This window comes from Streptomyces toyocaensis (assembly GCF_000725125.1).
GTDB classification, from domain to species: Bacteria; Actinomycetota; Actinomycetes; order Streptomycetales; family Streptomycetaceae; genus Streptomyces; species Streptomyces toyocaensis.
Genome location: NZ_JFCB01000010.1, coordinates 96,996 through 116,348 on the forward strand (window position 1 = coordinate 96,996; position 19,353 = coordinate 116,348).

Genomic DNA, 19,353 nt, shown 5'->3' on the forward strand with positions numbered 1-19,353 from the left:
AGCGAGGGATCACCAGTGCGCCGCGCCGTATGCCCCGGGTCGTTCGACCCGATCACCAACGGACACCTCGACATCATCGCCCGGGCCTCCCGCCTGTACGACGAGGTCTACGTCGCGGTGATGATCAATCAGTCCAAGAAGGGACTGTTCGAGATCGAGGAGCGGATCGACCTCATCCGCCGGGTCACCGCCGAGTACGGCAACGTCCGCGTCGAGGCGTTCCACGGCCTCCTCGTGGACTTCTGCAAGCAGCGCGAGATCCCCGCCATCGTCAAGGGACTGCGCGCCGTCAGCGACTTCGACTACGAGCTGCAGATGGCCCAGATGAACAACGGCCTCTCCGGCGTGGAGACGCTCTTCGTCCCCACCAACCCCACCTACAGCTTCCTGTCCTCCTCGCTCGTCAAGGAGGTCGCGGCGTGGGGCGGCGACGTCTCCCACCTGGTGCCGCCGGAGGTCCTGACGGCCCTCACCGGACGCCTGCACAAGGACTGACCGGGCGCACGACCGTCGCCGTCCGGGCGCCCGGTGTCCACCGGGCGCCCCAGGGCCGTACAGTCGTCCCGTCCGTCTCCAACACAGCTGTAGAGAGTGGCGAGCACAGGTGGACGTGCAGAAGAAGCTCGACGAGATCGTCGCCGCGGTCTCCGGTGCCCGGTCGATGCCCATGTCGGCCTCGTGCGTGGTCAACCGCGCCGAACTGCTCTCGATGCTGGACGAGGTGCGCGCGGCGCTGCCCGACTCCCTCGCCCAGGCACAGGAGTTGATCGGGGGCCGGGAGCAGATGGTCGAGCAGGCCCGCCAGGAGGCCGAGCGGATCATCGAGAGCGCCCATGCCCAGCGCGGCTCCCTGATCTCCGACACCGAGATCGCCCGCCGCTCGCAGTCCGAGGCCGACCGGATCCTCGCCGAGGCCCGCAAGGAGGCCGAGGAGATCCGCGCGGAGGCCGACGACTACGTCGACTCCAAGCTCGCCAACTTCGAGGTCGTCCTCACCAAGACGCTCGGCTCCGTCGGCCGCGGCCGCGAGAAGCTGCTCGGCACCGGCCCCGGCCTCGACGAGCAGGGCTACGCGGACGAGGACGCCCCCGAGCGGAGCCATGACCCGGAGACTTTGCGCCGCAGTGCCGACGAGTACGTCGACGTCAAGCTCGGCGCCTTCGAGGCGGTCCTCGCCAAGACCCTGGAGGCGGTCGGGAAGGGCCGGCAGAAGCTGCACGGCCGGATCGCCTCCGACGACCTCGGCGCCCTCGCGGACGACCTCACGACCGTCCAGCACACCAGCGACGCGGACTACCTCGCCGGCCTCGCGGCGGACGGCGACCAGTCCCCGCCCGAGCAGCCGGAACCGCGGCCGCGGCAGCCGTACACGCAGCCCGAGCCGGCCTACGGCTACGCGCAGCAGCAGGACTCCTACGGGGGGTACCAGCAGCAGTACGGCGGCGGGCAGGACCCGTACTCGCCCACCTCCGGTTACGCTCCGGCGGGAGGCGGCCCCGTCCAGCAGGCCGACCCGTACGCCGGGTATCAGGGCTACGACGCCCAGCAGCAGGCGTACGACCCGAACCAGGCCCAGCAGGCCCAGCGCACCCCGCAGCCCCGGCAGCAGGCCCAGCAGGGCTACGCCCTGGACGAGACCAGTCTCTTCGACACCAGCATGATCACTCCCGAGCAGCTGCGTGCCTACGAGCGCGAGCGGGGTCTGTAGGGGCGGATTGGGCCGAGAGCGAAAGGTCCAGTATCCTGGCTCTTCGGTCGCGTGTGCGCTTGCGCTGTCGCCGTATACGTCCGCGATCCGAGCTGCCCGGGAAACCCGCACGGCAGCGGTACCCCCTGAGCTCGAAGACCGAAAGCAGGAATGACCCTGAACGCCCGCCTCGACCACCGCAACCCCCTCGTGTTCGACACGCACGAGCTGGGGCGGCGGCCCGGTGCGCTGCAGCGTCTGTCCCGTACGGTCGACGCCCCCATGGACCTCGGTATCCAAGGGGTCATCGGAGTGCCCGAGGGCGCCCCGGTGGAGCTCGATCTCCGGCTCGAGTCGGTCATGGAAGGTGTGCTCGTCACAGGCACCGGCCGTGCCAAGGCCCGGGGGGAGTGCGTAAGGTGTCTGGAGCCGCTGGAGCTGGAGCTCGAAGCGGACTTCCAGGAGCTGTTCTCGTACCATGACGCCGACGACCGGGGCCGCGTGATCGCGGAACCGGGCGACGACGCCGAGGACGACGAGGACCGGCTCTTCCTCGAGGACGGCTTGCTCGACCTCGAACCGGTGCTGCGCGACGCGGTGGTGCTCGCACTGCCGATGCAGCCGGTGTGCCGGGAAGACTGCCCGGGTCTGTGCTCCGAGTGCGGAGCACGGCTCGCTGACGACCCGGACCACCACCATGATGCCGTCGACATCCGTTGGGCGGCTTTGCAGGGACTCGCCGACACCATGACGGACGGCGAGAAGGACGAGATGAGCGGCGCCGAACCTGGCGTCGACGAGAAGCAGGAGAAGTAGCCGTGGCTGTTCCGAAGCGGAAGATGTCGCGCAGCAACACGCGCCACCGCCGGTCGCAGTGGAAGGCTGCGGTCCCCACCCTGGTTGCGTGCGAGCGCTGCCACGAGCCCAAGCTGCAGCACATCGCGTGCCCGTCTTGCGGCACCTACAACAAGCGCCAGGTCCTCGAGGTCTGAGCGGCTGGTGAGAGGCACTGTGTCCACGCCGAAGAAGAACTCTGCGGACAACCAGGCCTCGTCCCACACGCTTCTGGAAGGGCGGCTCGGCTACCAGGTCGAGTCCGCCCTTCTGGTGCGCGCGCTGACCCACCGTTCCTACGCGTACGAGAACGGCGGTCTGCCGACGAACGAGCGGCTGGAGTTCCTCGGGGACTCCGTGCTCGGCCTCGTCGTCACGGACACGCTGTACCGCACCCACCCCGATCTGCCCGAAGGCCAGCTGGCCAAGCTGCGGGCCGCGGTGGTCAACTCGCGTGCGCTGGCGGAAGTGGGCCGCGGGCTCGAACTGGGCTCCTTCATCCGGCTCGGCCGCGGTGAAGAGGGCACGGGAGGCCGGGACAAGGCATCCATCCTCGCCGACACCCTCGAAGCGGTGATCGGCGCCGTCTATCTCGACCAGGGGCTGGACTCGGCGGCGGAGCTGGTGCACCGCCTGTTCGATCCCCTGATCGAGAAGTCCTCGAACCTCGGTGCCGGCCTGGACTGGAAGACCAGTCTCCAGGAGCTCACCGCGACCGAAGGGCTCGGCGTGCCCGAGTACCTGGTCACGGAGACCGGCCCGGACCACGAGAAGACCTTCACTGCTGCCGCCCGCGTCGGAGGCGTCTCGTACGGCACCGGCACCGGCCGCAGCAAGAAGGAGGCGGAGCAGCAGGCCGCCGAGTCCGCGTGGCGGTCCATCCGGGCCGCGGCGGACGAGCGGGCCAAGGCGGCGACGGAGGCCGAAGAGGTCGTCCAGGCCGCCGAAGCCGCGGCCTCCGGAAAGAGCGCCGACGCCCCGTCGGCCTCCGCCTGACGTACAGCGACCCGAGCGCCCGCCCCGACGCCGGGGTGGGCGCTCGGCGCGCTCACCCCGGTTCCTGGAGGGAGACCATGCCCGAGCTGCCCGAGGTCGAGGTCGTACGGCGCGGACTCGAGCGGTGGGTCGCCCACCGGACCGTCGCCGACGCCGAAGTGCTGCATCCACGCGCGGTGCGCCGTCACCTCGCCGGTGCCGACGACTTCGCGCACCGGCTGCGGGGCCACCGCGTCGGCGTGCCCGGCCGCCGCGGCAAGTACCTCTGGCTGCCGCTGGAGGACACCGGCCAGTCCGTGCTGGCCCACCTCGGCATGAGCGGCCAGTTGCTGGTCCAGCCCCGAACGGCGCCGGACGAGAAGCACCTGCGCGTCCGCGTCCGCTTCACCGACGCCCTGGACACCGAACTGCGGTTCGTCGACCAGCGCACCTTCGGCGGTCTGTCGCTGCACGACAACACCCCCGACGGTCTGCCGGACGTCATCGCGCACATCGCCCGTGACCCGCTCGACCCGCTCTTCGACGACGAGGCCTTCCACCGCGCCCTGCGCCGCAGGCGGACCACCATCAAGCGGGCCCTGCTCGACCAGTCACTGATCAGCGGTGTCGGCAACATCTACGCCGACGAGGCCCTGTGGCGCGCCCGCGTCCACTACGAACGCCCGACGGCGGGCTTCACCCGCCCGCGCACCCTGCTCCTGCTGGGACACGTCCGGGACGTGATGAACGCCGCGCTCGCGGTGGGAGGCACCAGCTTCGACAGCCTCTACGTCAACGTCAACGGGGAGTCCGGCTACTTCGACCGGTCCCTGGACGCCTACGGCCGCGAGGGCCTGCCCTGCCGACGCTGCGGCACACCGATGCGCCGGCGGGCGTGGATGAACCGGTCCAGCTACTTCTGCCCGCGGTGTCAGCGGGCGCCGCGTGTCTCGTCGTAGCGCTCCCGCGCCCGGAGCACGGCGTCCATGCTGCCCTCCACGCAGTGGATGAGGGACAGCAGACGCTCCGCCACCTCGCGCCCCAGCGGGGTCAGTTCGTAGTCCACGCGGGGCGGGTTGGTCGGCTGGGCCTCACGGAGCACCAAGCCGTCACGCTCCAGCGCGTGCAGCGTCTGGGACAGCATCTTCTCGCTCACGCCGTCGACCCGTCGGCGCAGCTCGTTGAACCGGAGCGAGCCCTCGTACAGCGCGCCCAGTGTCAGCGCGCCCCAGCGGCCGGTCACATGCTCCAGCGTGCCGCGCGAGGGGCATGCCCTGGCGAACACGTCGAAGGGGAACTCCTGCCCCTCCGACCGCCTCCCGGTGGTCGTCACCCGTCCAGCCTACGCCTGAACAGCGCAAACCGGCAGATTGCGCTAACTGCTGGTGAGCATCGACCGCCGACTCAGCCGCGACCGATCCACTCGCTGAGTCTGACCCTCACCTGATGGTTGTGATCGGTGTGCCAGACGACTTCTCCACGGATCCGGTCTCCCTGTACCGGAAGGCTCGCGCCGGACGGCATGGAGCCGATGTCCGCCAGTCCGACCGCCAGGGGCACCTCGTCGATGCGAAGGAAGACGCCGAAAGGCCGGCGCTCGATGACCTGACCGGTGACGCGGGTGCCTACGGGCTGCGCGGCCACGGTCGCCGGCCATGCCCGGCGGATCTGCTCATATGTCGGTGCATCGGGCCAGGCGTCGTCGGTCATGGGCCGATCGTGTCAGGGTGACGGCGCGTGGGGGAAGAGGCTGACGAGACCCGGACCCGGGCCGCCGTGGGCCGCGTCCTCCAGGACGGGGAACCCGCGAAAGACGGCCCGGGGGCAGGACTGGGCCTTTGTCCCGCGACTGCCTCAGTAGCCGAAGTTCTGGGTCCACCACGGGCCGCCCGGGCCCATGTGGACGCCCACGCCCAGCGTCTTGAAATCGCAGTTCAGGATGTTCGCCCTGTGGCCGGGGCTGTCCATCCAGGCCTGCATCACGGCCTCGGCGTCGGCCTGGCCCCGGGCTATGTTCTCGCCACCGAGGCCGTTGACGCCGGCCGCCTTGGCCCTGTCCCAGGGGGTGTCCCCGTCGGGGTCCGTGTGGTCGAAGAAGCCCCGCTTCGCCATGTCGTCGCTGAAGGCCGTGGCCAGATCGGTCAGCGCGCTGCTCGCGGCGACGGGGCTGCAGCCCACCTTGGCCCGCTCCGCGTTGACCAGCCGGAGCACCTCGGCCGCGGCGGCGGACTCCGCCGACACGGGCCCCGGGTTGTTCGTCTTCTTCTCCGGCTCCGGCGTCGCCTTGCGGGACGGCGTCTTCTCCGTGGACTTCTCCGGGGGCGCCGCGGGCTTCTTCTTCTCCGGCTTCTTCGTCTCCGGGGTCTTCGTGGGCGCGGCGGAGGCGGAGGGCGACCCGGACGGCTCGGCCGAGGCGGAGCGCTCTCCGTCGCGGCTCGCCGGGGTGCCCGCGTCACGGCCGGGGGACTCCACGCTGCCGGACGTGCCGCCCTGCTCGGTGGGCAGGCTGGTCACGGTGCCACCGGCCTGCACCTCCTCACCGGAGGTGCTGTCGCCACCGAGCTTGTAGTTCTCCAGGCCGGGTACCGCGCCCGTCGCCACCGCGACCGTGCCGATGGCCACGGCGGCGGATACGCCGAGCAGACCGGTGCGGACCGGCGTCGCGGCCTTCTTCTTCCGCCGCCGGTGCCCGCTGGTGGGCCGGCCCGCCTCGTCGGTGAAGAAGCCGTCCGGGGACGAGAAGCCCTCGGGCGCGGAGAAACCGCCGGGGGTGGTGACGTGCTCGGTGGTGGTGAGGCCCTCGGGCGACGAGAAGCCGCCACGGGTGCTGAAGCCGTTGTCCGGGAAGGCGTCACCCACGAAGGTGTGACCGGACCGGTCCTGACCCGTCGAGAAGCCGGCGTCGGGGAAGCCGCCCCGGGTGAAGTCGTGGGCGGCGGAGTAGGCGCCGCCGTCGTCCGTCGCGTAGAGGTACGCCTCGCTCCTCGCGTACGTCTCGGCGTAGGCCTCCGGGTTCAGATACGGCGCCGTGCCCATCATGGGCGGGCCGCCGGCCCGGTCGCCCAGAGGGCCAGGGCCCGCGGAGTAGGGGCCGTCGTGGTGAGTGACCCCCGTGGCGCGGCTCGTGGCGGCGCGGCCGGCGGCGGAGCGTCGGTGGCGTCCCATGTCCTGGCCTTCCTCGTCCTTGCGGTCGACTCGTCTCGCGACCAGCCCGAAACTCGATGATCACAAAACTCACACGAACGAGTGAGTTTCATATGAGATTCATGGGTCGGGACGGTACCGCATGGCGCCAAGGGGTGGAGTGCCCCGTGGGACTTTGTCCGGTTAGGTTGCAGCCATGAGCGAGGATGTGCGACTGGTCGCCTGGGTGCGGGGACGTGTCCAGGGAGTGGGTTTCCGCTGGTTCACCCGGGCCAAGGCCCTGGAGATCGGCGGCCTGAGTGGTTTTGCTCTCAATCTGGACGACGGCAGGGTCCAGGTCGTGGCCGAGGGTTCCCGCGAGCGCTGCGAAGGGCTGCTCGACTGGCTCCAGGGTGGCGACACGCCCGGACGCGTGGACGGAGTCACCGAGATCTGGGACACACCGCGGGGTGGCTACGAGGGCTTCGCCGTCCGCTGAGCCGGCCCCGCCGGAGCGGGGCAGGGGGACCCGTCCGGTCCGCGTCGGGAGCGGTCGTCGGTGAAAACGTCCTGGTGATTGACGGAGAAGGCTTGCCATGCGCGGCTCCGGCCGCCAGGATGATCGCCACGTCCCGAGGACCCGTGAGAGTCGCGACACCGCCGCTTCCCGGCCGTGTGCACCCGGTTGTCCGCCAATACGGGGCGTGATCGTGTTGACCCTCAAACTTTTTGGTGAGACGCTGAAAGCCCCGCGCACCTTAGCTGTTTGGCATGGCTGAACGGCAGCACAACTCCAGGCCTGCCAAGCACCGCGGGTGCGAATCCCTCACGACCCACACCGCATCGGTCGGTCACTCATTGTGGAGGACCATCCATCATGGCAAAGGCGCTTCTCGGTTACGTCGGCGGCTCCGACCCGCGACTCCTCGCCGAGATGCGACGGCTCCAGCAGCGCGTCCAGGACCTGGAATCCGAGCTCGTGCGGATCCAGGCGGAGAAGGACGCGCTGGCGGCTGCCGCTTCTCACGACAGGATCATGGAGAGCGTTGACGCACACCAGGCGGAGCCTGCGCTCACCTGACCCCTGCACGCTCACGAATCAGTAGGGCAGTGGTCGGGTCCGCCCGTCACCACCGTCGAGCAGTCAGAACTGCAAGGGACGCCACGGCGTCCCTTCTTTCTTTCCCTCCGCGTCCTCGCCCCCGCGTGCCCCCGGACGGCCCCCCGCGGACGCTCCTTGTCCCGCGCATCCTTTCACCGTCTTCAACGTCTGGTGTGCCCTTCGCGTTCACCCGCGAAACCGCGCGTTCATGAAGTGAGACATGCCCCGGCGGGTAAAGTCCGGCGGCGTGCACCTCAAGGCCCTGACCCTCCGCGGCTTCAAGTCGTTCGCCTCCGCGACCACGCTCCGGTTCGAACCGGGGATCACGTGCGTCGTCGGCCCGAACGGCTCGGGCAAGTCCAATGTCGTGGACGCGCTCAGCTGGGTCATGGGGGAGCAGGGCGCCAAGTCGCTGCGCGGCGGCAAGATGGAGGACGTCATCTTCGCCGGCACCACCGGACGACCGCCGCTCGGCCGCGCCGAGGTGTCGCTCACCATCGACAACTCCGACGGGGCCCTCCCCATCGAGTACGCCGAGGTCACCATTACGCGGATCATGTTCCGCAACGGCGGCAGCGAGTACCAGATCAACGGCGACACCTGCCGTCTCCTGGACATCCAGGAGCTGCTCTCCGACTCCGGCATCGGCCGTGAGATGCACGTCATCGTCGGCCAGGGCCGGCTCGACTCCGTACTCCACGCCGACCCCATGGGCCGCCGCGCCTTCATCGAGGAGGCCGCCGGCGTCCTCAAGCACCGCAAGCGCAAGGAGAAGGCGCTGCGGAAGCTGGACGCCATGCAGGCCAACCTCGCCCGCGTGCAGGACCTCACCGGCGAGCTCCGGCGCCAGCTCAAGCCGCTCGGCCGCCAGGCCGCGGTCGCCCGCAGGGCCGCCGTCATCCAGGCCGACCTGCGCGACGCGCGACTGCGCCTGCTCGCCGACGACCTCGTACGGCTGCGCGAGGCACTGCAGGCCGAGATCGCCGACGAGGCCGCCCTCAAGGAACGCAAGGACGCGGCCGAGACGGAGCTGAAGAAGGCCCTCCAGCGTGAGGCCCTCCTGGAGGACGAGGTACGCCGACTCAGCCCCCGGCTGCAGCACGCCCAGCAGACCTGGTACGAACTCTCCCAGCTCGCCGAGCGGGTGCGCGGCACGATCTCGCTGGCCGACGCCCGCGTGAAGAGCGCCACCTCCGCGCCCCCCGAGGAGCGTCGCGGCCGTGACCCCGAGGACATGGAGCGCGAGGCCGCCCGCATCCGCGAGCAGGAGGCCGAGCTCGAGGCGGCGCTGGAGGCGGCCGAGCGCGCCCTGGAGGACACGGTCGCCCACCGCGCGGAGCTGGAACGCGAACTCGCCCGGGAGGAACGGCGGCTGAAGGACGCCGCGCGGGCCATCGCCGACCGGCGGGAGGGGCTTGCCCGCCTCAAGGGCCAGGTGGGTGCCGCCCGTTCGCGTGCGGCCGCGGCCCAGGCCGAGATCGAGCGGCTGGCCGTCGCCCGCGAGGAGGCCCGGGAGCGTGCCACCGCCGCGCAGGAGGAGTACGAGACCCTCCGGGCCGAGGTCGACGGCCTCGACGCGGGGGACGCCGAACTCGCCGAGCGGCACGAGGAGGCCAAACGGCGGCTCGCGGAGGCGGAAGCCGCCCTCACCGCCGCGCGCGAGGAGGTCACCGCGGCGGAGCGCAGGCGCGCCGCGACCCAGGCCCGCCACGACGCACTGGCGCTGGGCCTGCGCCGCAAGGACGGCAGCGGCGCCCTGCTGGGCGCCAAGGACCGCCTCACGGGACTGCTGGGCCCGGCCGCGGAACTGCTGACGGTGACGGCGGGCCACGAGGTGCCGCTCGCGGCGGCGTTCGGCGCGGCGGCGGACGCCCTCGCGGTGACCTCACCGTCCGCCGCGGCCGACGCGATCCGCCTGCTCCGCAAGCAGGACGCGGGCCGAGCGGCCCTGCTCCTGGCGGGCACCCCGGACCAGCCGCCCGCCCCCCTCGGCACGACCGCCGAGGGCGCCGCTCCGCGCACGGCGGGCCACGACGACCCCGTGGACGCCGAACCGCCCGCCTGGCGCCCCGCCGCCGACCTGGTCAGGGGGCCGGCCGATCTCATGCCCGCCGTACGCCGCCTCCTGCGCGGGGTCGTGGTCGTGGGCACCCTGGAGGACGCCGAGGAACTCGTCCACGCCCGCCCCGACCTCACCGCCGTCACCGCCGAGGGAGACCTACTGGGCGCCCACTTCGCCCACGGCGGCTCCGCGGGCGCCCCCAGCCTGCTGGAGGTACAGGCGTCCGTGGACGAGGCAGCCGCCGAGCTGGAGGAGCTGGCCGTGCGGTGCGAGGAGCTGGCGGGGGCGCAGGAGGCGGCGGCCGGACGGCGCCGGGAGTGCGCGGCCCTCGTCGAGGAACTCGGGGAGCGGCGCCGGGCCGCCGACCGGGAGAAGTCCTCCGTCGCCCAGCAGCTCGGCCGGCTCGCCGGACAGGCGCGCGGCGCGGCCGGGGAGGCGGAACGGGCCGGCGCCGCCGCCGCCCGGGCGCAGGAGGCACTCGACAAGGCACTCACCGACGTCGAGGAACTCGCCGAACGGCTGGCGGTCGCCGAGGAGATGCCGTACGAGGAGGAGCCCGACACCTCCGTGCGCGACCGGCTCGCCGCCGACGGCGCAAACGCCCGCCAGACCGAGATGGAGGCCCGCCTCCAGGCCCGCACCCATGAGGAGCGGGTCAAGGCGCTGGCCGGACGGGCCGATTCACTGGACCGCGCCGCCCGCGCGGAACGCGAGGCACGCGCCCGTGCCGAACAGCGCCGGGCCCGGCTGCGCCACGAGGCGGCCGTCGCCGGCGCCGTCGCCTCCGGCGCCCGGCAACTGCTCGCCCACATCGAGGTCTCCCTGGCCCGCGCCGCCGAGGAGCGCACCGCCGCCGAGGCCGCCAAGGCCCGCCGTGAGCAGGAACTCGCCCGAGCCCGCACCGAGGGGCGCGATCTCAAGGCGGAACTCGACAAGCTGACGGATTCAGTTCACCGGGGCGAGGTACTCGGCGCCGAGAAGCGGCTGCGGATGGAGCAGCTGGAGACGAGGGCGCTGGAGGAACTGGGTGTCGAACCGGCCGGGCTGGTGTCGGAGTACGGCCCGCACCAACTGGTGCCGCCCTCGCCCCCCGCCGAGGGCGAACAGCTGCCGGAGGACCCGGAACACCCGCGCAACAGGCCCCGTCCCTTCGTGCGGGCCGAGCAGGAGAAGCGCCTGAAGGCCGCCGAGCGCGCGTACCAGCAGCTCGGCAAGGTGAACCCGCTCGCCCTGGAGGAGTTCGCGGCGCTCGAGGAACGCCACCAGTTCCTCAGCGAGCAGCTGGAGGACCTGAAGAAGACCCGCGCGGACCTGCTCCAGGTCGTCAAGGAGGTCGACGAACGCGTCGAACAGGTCTTCACCGAGGCCTACCGGGACACGGCCCGCGAGTTCGAGGGCGTCTTCTCCCGGCTGTTCCCGGGCGGGGAGGGACGCCTGGTGCTGACCGACCCGGACAACATGCTCACCACGGGTGTGGACGTCGAGGCGCGTCCGCCCGGCAAGAAGGTCAAGCGCCTGTCGCTGCTGTCGGGCGGCGAGCGCTCACTGACCGCCGTGGCGATGCTCGTGTCGATCTTCAAGGCGCGACCCAGCCCGTTCTACGTCATGGACGAGGTCGAGGCCGCCCTCGACGACACCAACCTCCAGCGGCTGATCCGGATCATGCAGGAGCTGCAGGAGGCCTCGCAGCTGATCGTGATCACGCACCAGAAGCGCACCATGGAGGTCGCCGACGCGCTGTACGGCGTCTCCATGCAGGGCGACGGCGTGTCCAAGGTCATCAGCCAGCGTCTGCGCTAGAGCGACACGAAACCTTCAAGTTCTGAATGATCACTGCCCTGGCGCGTCTCCAAACTCACAGCCGCAGGGCTATTGACTTCAAAAGTTGAAGTCATAGTCTCTGCAATGTTGTTTTTACCTTCAGGTACCTTCAGCTGGACCCGAAGGGCTGACCCCCATCCGGCGATGTTGCCGGTGGCCCGAGGAGTACACGTGACCAGCACGACGCAGGCACAGACATCAGGAGCCGGGACGGCTCACCCCGAGCATCTCGGGCACGTCGTCTTCATCGCGGCGGCGGCCGCCATGGGCGGCTTCCTCTTCGGCTACGACAGCTCCGTCATCAACGGCGCCGTCGAGGCCATCCGCGACCGCTACGACATCGGCTCCGCCGCGCTCGCACAGGTCATCGCCGTCGCCCTGATCGGCTGTGCCATCGGCGCCGCGACGGCCGGCCGCATAGCCGACCGCATCGGCCGCATCCGGTGCATGCAGATCGCCGCGGTCCTGTTCACCGTCAGCGCCATCGGCTCCGCCCTGCCCTTCTCGCTGTACGACCTGGCCTTCTGGCGGATCGTCGGCGGCTTCGCCATCGGTATGGCATCCGTCATCGGCCCGGCCTACATCGCCGAGGTGGCCCCGCCCGCCTACCGCGGCCGGCTCGGCTCCTTCCAGCAGGCCGCGATCGTCGTCGGCATCGCCGTGTCGCAGCTGGTCAACTGGGGCATCCTGAACGCCGCCGACGGCGACCAGCGCGGTGAGATCATGGGCCTGGAGGCCTGGCAGGTCATGCTCGGCGTCATGGTCGTGCCCGCGGTCCTCTACGGTCTGCTCTCCTTCGCCATCCCCGAGTCCCCGCGCTACCTGATCTCCGTGGGCAAGCACGGGCGCGCCCGTCAGATCCTCGAAGAGGTCGAGGGCAAGGGGATCGACCTGGACGCCCGCGTCACCGAGATCGAGTCGGCGATGCGCCGTGACGAGAAGTCCAGCTTCAAGGACCTGCTCGGTGGCAGCTTCTTCTTCAAGCCGATCGTCTGGATCGGCATCGGGCTGTCCGTCTTCCAGCAGTTCGTCGGCATCAACGTCGCCTTCTACTACTCGGCGACGCTGTGGCAGTCGGTCGGCGTCGACCCGACGGCCTCGTTCCTCTACTCCTTCACCACGTCGATCATCAACATCGTCGGTACCGTCATCGCGATGATCTTCGTCGACCGCATCGGCCGCAGGCCGCTCGCCATCATCGGCTCCGTCGGCATGGTGATCGGACTCGCGCTGGAGGCCTGGGCCTTCTCGTACGACCTCGTCGACGGCCGGCTGCCCGCCACCCAGGGCTGGGTCGCCCTGATCGCCGCGCACGTCTTCGTCCTCTTCTTCGCCCTGTCGTGGGGTGTGGTCGTCTGGGTCATGCTCGGCGAGATGTTCCCCAACCGCATCCGCGCCGCCGCCCTCGGTGTCGCCGCCGCCGCGCAGTGGATCGCCAACTGGGCCATCACCGCGAGCTTCCCCTCGCTGGCCGACTGGAACCTGTCGGTCACCTATGTGATCTACACGGCCTTCGCCGCGCTCTCCATCCCGTTCGTCCTGAAGTTCGTCAAGGAGACGAAGGGCAAGTCCCTGGAGGAGATGGGCTGAGCGGCAGCCCGACGAGCCCGGGGAGAAGGGCTCACGTCCCCGCTGCCCCTCTCCTCTTATCCCCCCACCCGCCGCCCCGGCCCGGTCACCCTCCGAGCCGGGGCGGCGGCATGTCCGCGCCGGCGGCCGCCCGGGCCGGGCGGCCGGCCGCACCGCGCGGCACGGACCGTCCGGCGCGGGCCGCGATCGGCGCGCGTGGGGCACCCATGGCCGATACTGGACGCGTTATGGACATCGTCATCCTTGCTGTAGTCATCGCCGTGGTCGTGCTCGGCGCGCTCGGCGGGCTCATCGTCGGCAGCCGGCGCAAGAAGCCGCTGCCCCCGCCGCCGCCCGCCGCGCCCGACATCACCGCCCCTCCGGCCGAGCCGCACGTCGGCGAAGAGGCCGAGACGCCGCGGGAGGAACCGCGGCGCACCATCGAGGAGGTTGATCTTCCGGCGGGCGCCGGTCCCGTCGTCATCGAGGAACCGCCCGCCGCCGAGGCTCCGGTCATCGAGATCCCGGAGCCCACCGCCGGCCGGCTGGTCCGGCTGCGCGCCCGTCTCTCCCGTTCGCAGAACGCCCTGGGCAAGGGCCTGCTCACCCTGCTGTCCCGTGAGCACCTCGACGAGGACACCTGGGAGGAGATGGAAGACATCCTGATCACCGCCGACGTCGGGGTGCAGCCCACCCAGGAACTGGTCGAGCGGCTGCGTGAGCGCGTGCGGGTGCTCGGCACCCGCACCCCCGCGGAGCTGCGCGGACTGCTCCGCGAGGAGCTCGTCACGCTGGTCGATCCCACCATGGACCGCACCGTGCACACCGAGAACGCGGCCGGGGGCCCCGGCGTCGTGATGGTCGTCGGCGTCAACGGCACGGGCAAGACCACCACCACAGGCAAGCTCGCCCGCGTCCTGGTCGCCGACGGCAACACCGTCGTCCTCGGCGCCGCCGACACCTTCCGCGCCGCCGCCGCCGACCAGCTCCAGACCTGGGGCCAGCGGGTCGGCGCCCACACCGTGCGCGGTCCGGAGGGCGGCGACCCGGCCTCCGTCGCGTTCGACGCGGTCAAGGAGGGCAAGGACATGGCCGCCGACGCGGTGCTCATCGACACCGCCGGGCGGCTGCACACCAAGACCGGCCTCATGGACGAGCTCGGCAAGGTCAAGCGCGTCGTGGAGAAGCAGGCCCCACTGGACGAGGTGCTGCTCGTGCTCGACGCCACCACCGGTCAGAACGGTCTGGTCCAGGCCCGGGTCTTCGCCGAGGTCGTCGACATCACCGGCATCGTGCTCACCAAGCTGGACGGCACGGCCAAGGGCGGCATCGTGATCGCGGTGCAGCGCGAGCTGGGCGTTCCGGTCAAGCTGATCGGGCTCGGCGAGGGCGCGGACGACCTGGCGCCGTTCGAGCCGGAGGCGTTCGTGGACGCGCTCATCGGGGAGTGAACCCCCGGCCTGGATCCGGCAGACGCGAGGAAGCGCCCGTCCCCGAACCGATCGGGGGACGGGCGCTTCGCCGTGTCGGGGCTGCTACCTGCCCGAGCGGTGCGCCACATACGCCAGCGTGCCCAGCAGCAGACGTGCCTCGGGCGGCCGGGAGGCCGAGTCCAGGGCGGGGGAGCGCAGCCAGCGCACCGGGCCGAGGCCGCCCCGGTCGGACGGGGGTGCCGTGATGTGCGCACCGCGGCCGAGACCGCGTACGTCCAGGGCGGCCGGGTCGTCCCAGCCCATGCGGTAGAGCAGTTCGGACAGGGCGGCGGCGGCACCGGGGGCGACGAAGAAGTGCGCGCGGCCCTCGGGCGTGGCGGCGACCGGGCCGACCGGCAGGCCCATGCGCTCCAGCCGGACCAGGGCGTGGCGCCCCACGGACTCGGCCACCTCGATCAGGTCGAACGTCCGGCCCACCGGCAGCATCAGCGAGGCGCCCGGGAACTCGGACCAGAGCGCGGTCACCTCGTCCAGGGGTGCCCCGGCGCGGATCACCGGCGCGTGGTCCAGCGGATGGGCGCCGGGTGCCGGGCACCGGGCGCGCCCGCACGAGCAGGAGCCCGCGGCGGCCCGGACACCCGGCACCACGTCCCAGCCCCACAGCCCGGTGTACTCCGCCGCCACGGTGGCGTCCGACGAGCGGTTCCGGCGGCGCGAGCCGGACCGGATGTCGCGAATGCCCCGGCTGATGCCGATCGTGAAGCCCATGCCCCCTCCAACGGGTTCGACGCTCCGATGGTCACGCAACGGACGCGTGATGTGACGCTCTGTTTCCGGCTTCCCCGCGTCCGTGTGCCCAACCCGCGCTCCGGTGAGCCCGGGGTGGTGCGTCGGAGGGCGCGCGCCCCTGCCCGCATCGCTGCATCCACTCGTGGCTGTGCTGTGTCAAGTCAATCGCGGGCCGACGGCGGTGAGTTCATTCGAAGGGGTGGCGAATGGTGGCGATTGCGGTTCCGCCATGGTGGGGCGGGTGATCGTAGGGTTACTTTGTGTGCACGGCTTCTTGGGGCACATGCACTCGTGGGTATGCCGGAGGCAACTCGGCTTCCCGTTCGAAGGGCGGCAACAGCCGGACGGGCGGCCCCGACAACCGGCATTCTGATAAGGCTTGGCGCACTCAGCGACAAGTGGTCTTCAGGGATGGGGGCGTTCCAGTGAGCGGCAACGGCGGTGGCGGGACGAACGCGGCGAGTCCGGAGAAACGTCCGAACGAGCTTCTCGCCTCGTGGTTCGTCCGCAGCGGCTGGTCCAAGGGCGAACTCGCCCGGCAGGTCAACCGCAGGGCGCGCCAGCTGGGTGCCAACCACATCTCCACCGACACCTCACGCGTGCGCCGCTGGCTCGACGGCGAGAACCCGCGCGAGCCGATCCCCAGGATCCTCTCCGAGCTGTTCTCCGAACGCTTCGGCGTCGTCGTCTCCGTCGAGGACCTGGGTCTGCGCACCACCCGCCCGGCACCCTCCGCGACCGGCGTCGACCTGCCGTGGACGGGCCCGCAGACCGTGGCCCTGCTCAGCGAGTTCTCGCGCAGCGACCTGATGCTGGCGCGGCGCGGCTTCCTCGGGAGCTCGCTCGCCCTCTCCGCCGGCCCGTCCCTCATCGAACCCATGCAGCGCTGGCTCGTGCCCGCCCCGCCCGCGCCGCTGCCCCGGCCGGAGCCCGAGTCCGTCTCCTCCTCCGCACGCGCCCGCGGCCGGCTGTCGAAGCCGGAGCTGGACCTGCTGGAGACCACCACCGTGATGTTCCGGCAGTGGGACGCCCAGTGCGGCGGCGGCCTGCGCCGCAAGGCGGTCGTCGGACAACTGCACGAGGTGACCGACCTGCTCCAGGAGCCCCAGCCGGAGGCCACCGCCCGACGCCTGTTCAAGGTCGCCGCCGAACTCGCCGAACTGGCCGGATGGATGTCGTACGACGTCGGGCTCCAGCCCACCGCGCAGAAGTACTTCGTGCTCGCCCTGCACGCCGCCAAGGAAGCCGGTGACCGGCCGCTCGGCTCCTACGTACTGTCCAGCATGAGCCGCCAGATGATCCACCTGGGCCGGCCCGAGGACGCCCTGGAGCTGATCCACCTCGCGCAGTACGGCAGCCGTGACTGCGCGAGTCCGCGCGTCCAGTCGATGCTGTATGCGATGGAGGCCCGCGCCTACGCCAACATGGGCCAGCCCGGCCGGTGCAAGCGGGCCGTGCGGATGGCCGAGGACACCTTCGCGGAAGCCGGCGAGTGGGACGAGCCCGACGCCGACTGGATCCGCTTCTTCTCCGAGGCCGAGCTCTACGCGGAGAACTCCCACTCCTTCCGCGACCTCGCCTACGTCGCGGGCCGCAGCCCCACCTACGCCTCGCTCGCCGAACCGCTGATGAGGCGGGCCGTGGAACTCTTCGGCCGGGAGAGTGGTGAGCACCAGCGCTCCTACGCCCTCAACTTGATCGGCATGGCCACGGTCCACCTGCTCCAGCGCGAGCCCGAGCAGAGCACGATTCTCGCCACCGAGGCCATCAAGGCGGCCAAGAAGGTCCGCTCCGAGCGTGTCAACACTCGTATCCGAAAGACGGTCGACACCGCGGTGCGCGACTTCGGGGGCCTCGCCGAAGTCGTCGAACTCACCGAGCGGCTGGCGATCGAGCTGCCCGAGACCGCCGAGGCGGTCTGACCCCTCCCGCGACCACGGACCCCGGCCGCGGCCGGCCCTCCCGAACTGCCCGACTCGGCTCCCCCATGCCAGTCATTCGGAGGCCGGCCGCGGCCGGCTTTTCGTCCCCCCGGCCGCGGCTCACCGCCGTACACCGAAGGTTGCGCCACGATAACGATCGGCGCGCCCCGGATCCGGCGGTTCACCGACCCGTAACACGCCAGGTGCCTTCGTCACGGCGGCGAAACAACGAGGGGCTTCCACCGAAACGGCGCTGCGCCAATCTCATGGCGCATAACCGGCCCACCCCTCAATCCGCTCGAGGCTTCGCCCGCACGGGGCCGTACCAACGACGAGGAGACGCCGATGGCACCAGCCATCACCCTGGCCGCAGACGCACCCACGCTGTCCGCCGCCAACACAGGGTTCATGCTCATCTGTTCCGCCCTGGTGATGCTCATGACCCCGGGCCTGGCCTTCTTCTACGGAGGCATGGTCCGCGTCAAGAGCACCCTGAACATGCTGATGATGAGCTTCATCAGCCTCGGCATCGTCACCGTCCTGTGGGTGCTGTACGGCTTCTCCATGGCGTTCGGCACCGACTCCGGAGGCATCGTCGGATGGAACTCCGACTGGGTCGGCCTCAGCGAGATCGGCCTGACCGAACTCTGGGACGGCTACACCATCCCGGTCTCCGTCTTCCTGGTCTTCCAGCTGATGTTCGCCGTCCTCACGCCCGCACTGATCAGCGGAGCGCTCGCGGACCGCGTGAAGTTCACCGCCTGGGCGCTGTTCATCGCCCTGTGGGCCACCGTCGTCTACTTCCCGGTCGCGCACTGGGTCTGGGGCGCCGGCGGCTGGGCCTTCGAGCTGGGCGTCATCGACTTCGCCGGTGGTACGGCGGTCCACATCAACGCTGGTGCCGCCGCGCTCGGGGTGATCCTGGTGATCGGCAAGCGCATCGGCTTCAAGAAGGACCCGATGCGCCCGCACAGCCTCCCGCTGGTCATGCTCGGCGCCGGACTGCTGTGGTTCGGCTGGTTCGGCTTCAACGCCGGTTCGTGGCTCGGCAACGACGACGGCGTCGGCGCGCTGATGTTCGTCAACACCCAGGTCGCCACCGGCGCCGCGGTCCTCGGCTGGCTCGCCTACGAGAAGATCCGGCACGGCGCCTTCACCACGCTGGGCGCCGCCTCCGGCGCCGTCTCCGGCCTGGTCGCGATCACCCCGGCCGGCGGCGCGGTCTCCCCGCTCGGCGCGATCGCCGTCGGCGTGATCGCCGGTGTGCTGTGCGCCATGGCGGTCGGCCTGAAGTACAGGTTCGGCTACGACGACTCCCTGGACGTCGTCGGCGTCCACCTCGTCGGCGGCATCCTCGGCTCCCTCCTCATCGGTTTCTTCGCCACCGGCAAGGGCCAGTCCGACGTCGCGGGCCTCTTCTACGGCGGCGGCCTGGACCAGTTCTGGAAGCAGTGCGCCGGTGTCTTCGGCGTCCTCGCCTACTCCCTGGTCGTCTCCGCGGTCCTCGCCCTCCTCCTCGACAAGACGATCGGTATGCGAGTCTCCGAGGACGACGAGGTGGCCGGTATCGACCAGGCCGAGCACGCCGAGACCGCATACGACTTCAGCGGCGCGGGCGGCGGCGCGGCCCGCACCGCGGTCACCGCCCCCGTCGCCCCGGCCGAGAGCAAGAAGGTGGACGCATGAAGCTCATCACCGCCGTCGTGAAGCCGCACCGGCTCGACGAGATCAAGGAGGCCCTGCAGGCCTTCGGAGTACACGGCCTGACGGTCACCGAGGCCAGCGGCTACGGCCGTCAGCGCGGCCACACCGAGGTCTACCGAGGTGCCGAGTACACCGTCGACCTGGTGCCCAAGATCCGCATCGAGGTGCTGGTCGAGGACGACGACGCCGAACAGCTGATCGAGGTCGTGGTCAAGGCGGCCCGCACCGGCAAGATCGGCGACGGCAAGGTCTGGTCCATCCCGGTCGAGACGGCCGTACGGGTGCGGACCGGCGAGCGCGGCCCGGACGCGCTCTGACCGCGGGCGAACGGA

The 19,353-nt window shown here is 71.1% G+C and carries 18 protein-coding genes; 14 read left to right on the top strand and 4 right to left on the bottom strand.

Annotated features, from left to right (window positions below; all coding sequences use genetic code 11):
* Positions 1–15 precede the first annotated feature (15 nt).
* The 6 genes from coaD to mutM all read left to right on the top strand — a co-directional run bounded on the left by coaD (position 16) and on the right by mutM (position 4,455).
* Positions 16–495 carry a pantetheine-phosphate adenylyltransferase gene (gene coaD / locus BU52_RS13695; protein WP_037933258.1) on the top strand — a complete coding sequence of 160 codons (480 nt, stop codon included), beginning with the start codon at positions 16–18 and terminating at the stop codon, positions 493–495.
* Between the two features lie 109 nt (positions 496–604).
* Positions 605–1,708: a cell division initiation protein gene (locus BU52_RS13700; RefSeq protein WP_037933260.1), complete on the top strand. Its 1,104-nt coding sequence runs from the start codon at positions 605–607 to the stop codon at positions 1,706–1,708.
* Positions 1,709–1,858: 150 nt separating this feature from the next.
* Positions 1,859–2,503 (top strand): YceD family protein, encoded by a 645-nt coding sequence (locus tag BU52_RS13705; RefSeq protein ID WP_037933262.1) that lies wholly within the window; start codon positions 1,859–1,861, stop codon positions 2,501–2,503.
* Between the two features lie 2 nt (positions 2,504–2,505).
* Positions 2,506–2,679, top strand: a complete 174-nt coding sequence (rpmF, locus tag BU52_RS13710; RefSeq protein ID WP_007493396.1) for a 50S ribosomal protein L32 — start codon at positions 2,506–2,508, stop codon at positions 2,677–2,679.
* Positions 2,680–2,698: 19 nt separating this feature from the next.
* Positions 2,699–3,517: a ribonuclease III gene (gene rnc / locus BU52_RS13715; protein ID WP_037933266.1), complete on the top strand. Its 819-nt coding sequence runs from the start codon at positions 2,699–2,701 to the stop codon at positions 3,515–3,517.
* A 77-nt stretch (positions 3,518–3,594) separates the two neighbouring features.
* Positions 3,595–4,455, top strand: coding sequence for a bifunctional DNA-formamidopyrimidine glycosylase/DNA-(apurinic or apyrimidinic site) lyase (gene mutM, locus BU52_RS13720; protein WP_037933268.1), 861 nt, complete (start codon positions 3,595–3,597; stop codon positions 4,453–4,455).
* Here mutM and BU52_RS13725 read toward each other — a convergent pair.
* The 3 genes from BU52_RS13725 to BU52_RS13735 form a co-directional block, all read right to left on the bottom strand.
* Entirely contained in the window at positions 4,428–4,829 is a 402-nt protein-coding gene (locus BU52_RS13725) for a winged helix-turn-helix transcriptional regulator (RefSeq protein WP_037933271.1), read from the bottom strand. The genes mutM and BU52_RS13725 overlap by 28 nt on opposite strands.
* 71 nt (positions 4,830–4,900) lie before the next feature.
* Positions 4,901–5,206 carry a hypothetical protein gene (locus BU52_RS35935; RefSeq protein WP_037933274.1) on the bottom strand — a complete coding sequence of 102 codons (306 nt, stop codon included), beginning with the start codon at positions 5,204–5,206 and terminating at the stop codon, positions 4,901–4,903.
* A gap of 144 nt (positions 5,207–5,350) precedes the next feature.
* Positions 5,351–6,661: a CAP domain-containing protein gene (locus BU52_RS13735; RefSeq protein ID WP_037933277.1), complete on the bottom strand. Its 1,311-nt coding sequence runs from the start codon at positions 6,659–6,661 to the stop codon at positions 5,351–5,353.
* A gap of 175 nt (positions 6,662–6,836) precedes the next feature.
* On the opposite strand from BU52_RS13735, the gene BU52_RS13740 reads away from it, so the two are divergent.
* From BU52_RS13740 to ftsY, 5 genes are all read left to right on the top strand, one after another.
* Complete coding sequence (locus BU52_RS13740; RefSeq protein ID WP_037933280.1) at positions 6,837–7,118, top strand: acylphosphatase; 282 nt, start codon at positions 6,837–6,839, stop codon at positions 7,116–7,118.
* Between the two features lie 378 nt (positions 7,119–7,496).
* The gene (locus BU52_RS13745; protein WP_030824772.1) at positions 7,497–7,700 is read left to right on the top strand and encodes a hypothetical protein; all 204 of its coding nucleotides are present in this window, start codon (positions 7,497–7,499) and stop codon (positions 7,698–7,700) included.
* Between the two features lie 268 nt (positions 7,701–7,968).
* On the top strand, positions 7,969–11,583 hold the full coding sequence (gene smc, locus BU52_RS13750) for a chromosome segregation protein SMC (protein WP_037933483.1): 3,615 nt from the start codon (positions 7,969–7,971) through the stop codon (positions 11,581–11,583).
* A gap of 192 nt (positions 11,584–11,775) precedes the next feature.
* Positions 11,776–13,194 carry a sugar porter family MFS transporter gene (locus tag BU52_RS13755; RefSeq protein WP_037933284.1) on the top strand — a complete coding sequence of 473 codons (1,419 nt, stop codon included), beginning with the start codon at positions 11,776–11,778 and terminating at the stop codon, positions 13,192–13,194.
* Positions 13,195–13,421: 227 nt separating this feature from the next.
* Positions 13,422–14,624, top strand: a complete 1,203-nt coding sequence (gene ftsY, locus BU52_RS13760; protein ID WP_037933287.1) for a signal recognition particle-docking protein FtsY — start codon at positions 13,422–13,424, stop codon at positions 14,622–14,624.
* 84 nt (positions 14,625–14,708) lie between these two features.
* Here ftsY and BU52_RS13765 read toward each other — a convergent pair whose 3' ends face one another.
* Complete coding sequence (locus BU52_RS13765; RefSeq protein ID WP_037933292.1) at positions 14,709–15,374, bottom strand: bifunctional DNA primase/polymerase; 666 nt, start codon at positions 15,372–15,374, stop codon at positions 14,709–14,711.
* A 446-nt stretch (positions 15,375–15,820) separates the two neighbouring features.
* Here BU52_RS13765 and nsdA point away from each other — a divergent pair, with 446 nt between their 5' ends.
* The 3 genes from nsdA (at position 15,821) to BU52_RS13780 (ending at position 19,338) form a co-directional block, all read left to right on the top strand.
* The gene (nsdA, locus tag BU52_RS13770; protein ID WP_037933295.1) at positions 15,821–17,317 is read left to right on the top strand and encodes a transcriptional repressor NsdA; all 1,497 of its coding nucleotides are present in this window, start codon (positions 15,821–15,823) and stop codon (positions 17,315–17,317) included.
* A gap of 345 nt (positions 17,318–17,662) precedes the next feature.
* On the top strand, positions 17,663–19,003 hold the full coding sequence (locus BU52_RS13775; protein ID WP_037933297.1) for an ammonium transporter: 1,341 nt from the start codon (positions 17,663–17,665) through the stop codon (positions 19,001–19,003).
* Complete coding sequence (locus BU52_RS13780; protein ID WP_037933299.1) at positions 19,000–19,338, top strand: P-II family nitrogen regulator; 339 nt, start codon at positions 19,000–19,002, stop codon at positions 19,336–19,338. Before BU52_RS13775 ends, BU52_RS13780 begins: the two co-directional genes overlap by 4 nt.
* The last annotated feature ends 15 nt before the right edge of the window (positions 19,339–19,353 follow it).

Coding starts and splice junctions, on each gene's coding strand:
- BU52_RS13705 (WP_037933262.1), top strand. CDS start 1,859: ATGACCCTGAACGCCCGCCTCGACCACCGCAACCCCCTCGTGTTCGAC.
- mutM (WP_037933268.1), top strand. CDS start 3,595: ATGCCCGAGCTGCCCGAGGTCGAGGTCGTACGGCGCGGACTCGAGCGG.
- BU52_RS35935 (WP_037933274.1), bottom strand. CDS start 5,206: ATGACCGACGACGCCTGGCCCGATGCACCGACATATGAGCAGATCCGC.
- BU52_RS13735 (WP_037933277.1), bottom strand. CDS start 6,661: ATGGGACGCCACCGACGCTCCGCCGCCGGCCGCGCCGCCACGAGCCGC.
- BU52_RS13740 (WP_037933280.1), top strand. CDS start 6,837: ATGAGCGAGGATGTGCGACTGGTCGCCTGGGTGCGGGGACGTGTCCAG.
- BU52_RS13745 (WP_030824772.1), top strand. CDS start 7,497: ATGGCAAAGGCGCTTCTCGGTTACGTCGGCGGCTCCGACCCGCGACTC.
- ftsY (WP_037933287.1), top strand. CDS start 13,422: ATGGACATCGTCATCCTTGCTGTAGTCATCGCCGTGGTCGTGCTCGGC.
- BU52_RS13765 (WP_037933292.1), bottom strand. CDS start 15,374: ATGGGCTTCACGATCGGCATCAGCCGGGGCATTCGCGACATCCGGTCC.
- BU52_RS13775 (WP_037933297.1), top strand. CDS start 17,663: ATGGCACCAGCCATCACCCTGGCCGCAGACGCACCCACGCTGTCCGCC.
- BU52_RS13780 (WP_037933299.1), top strand. CDS start 19,000: ATGAAGCTCATCACCGCCGTCGTGAAGCCGCACCGGCTCGACGAGATC.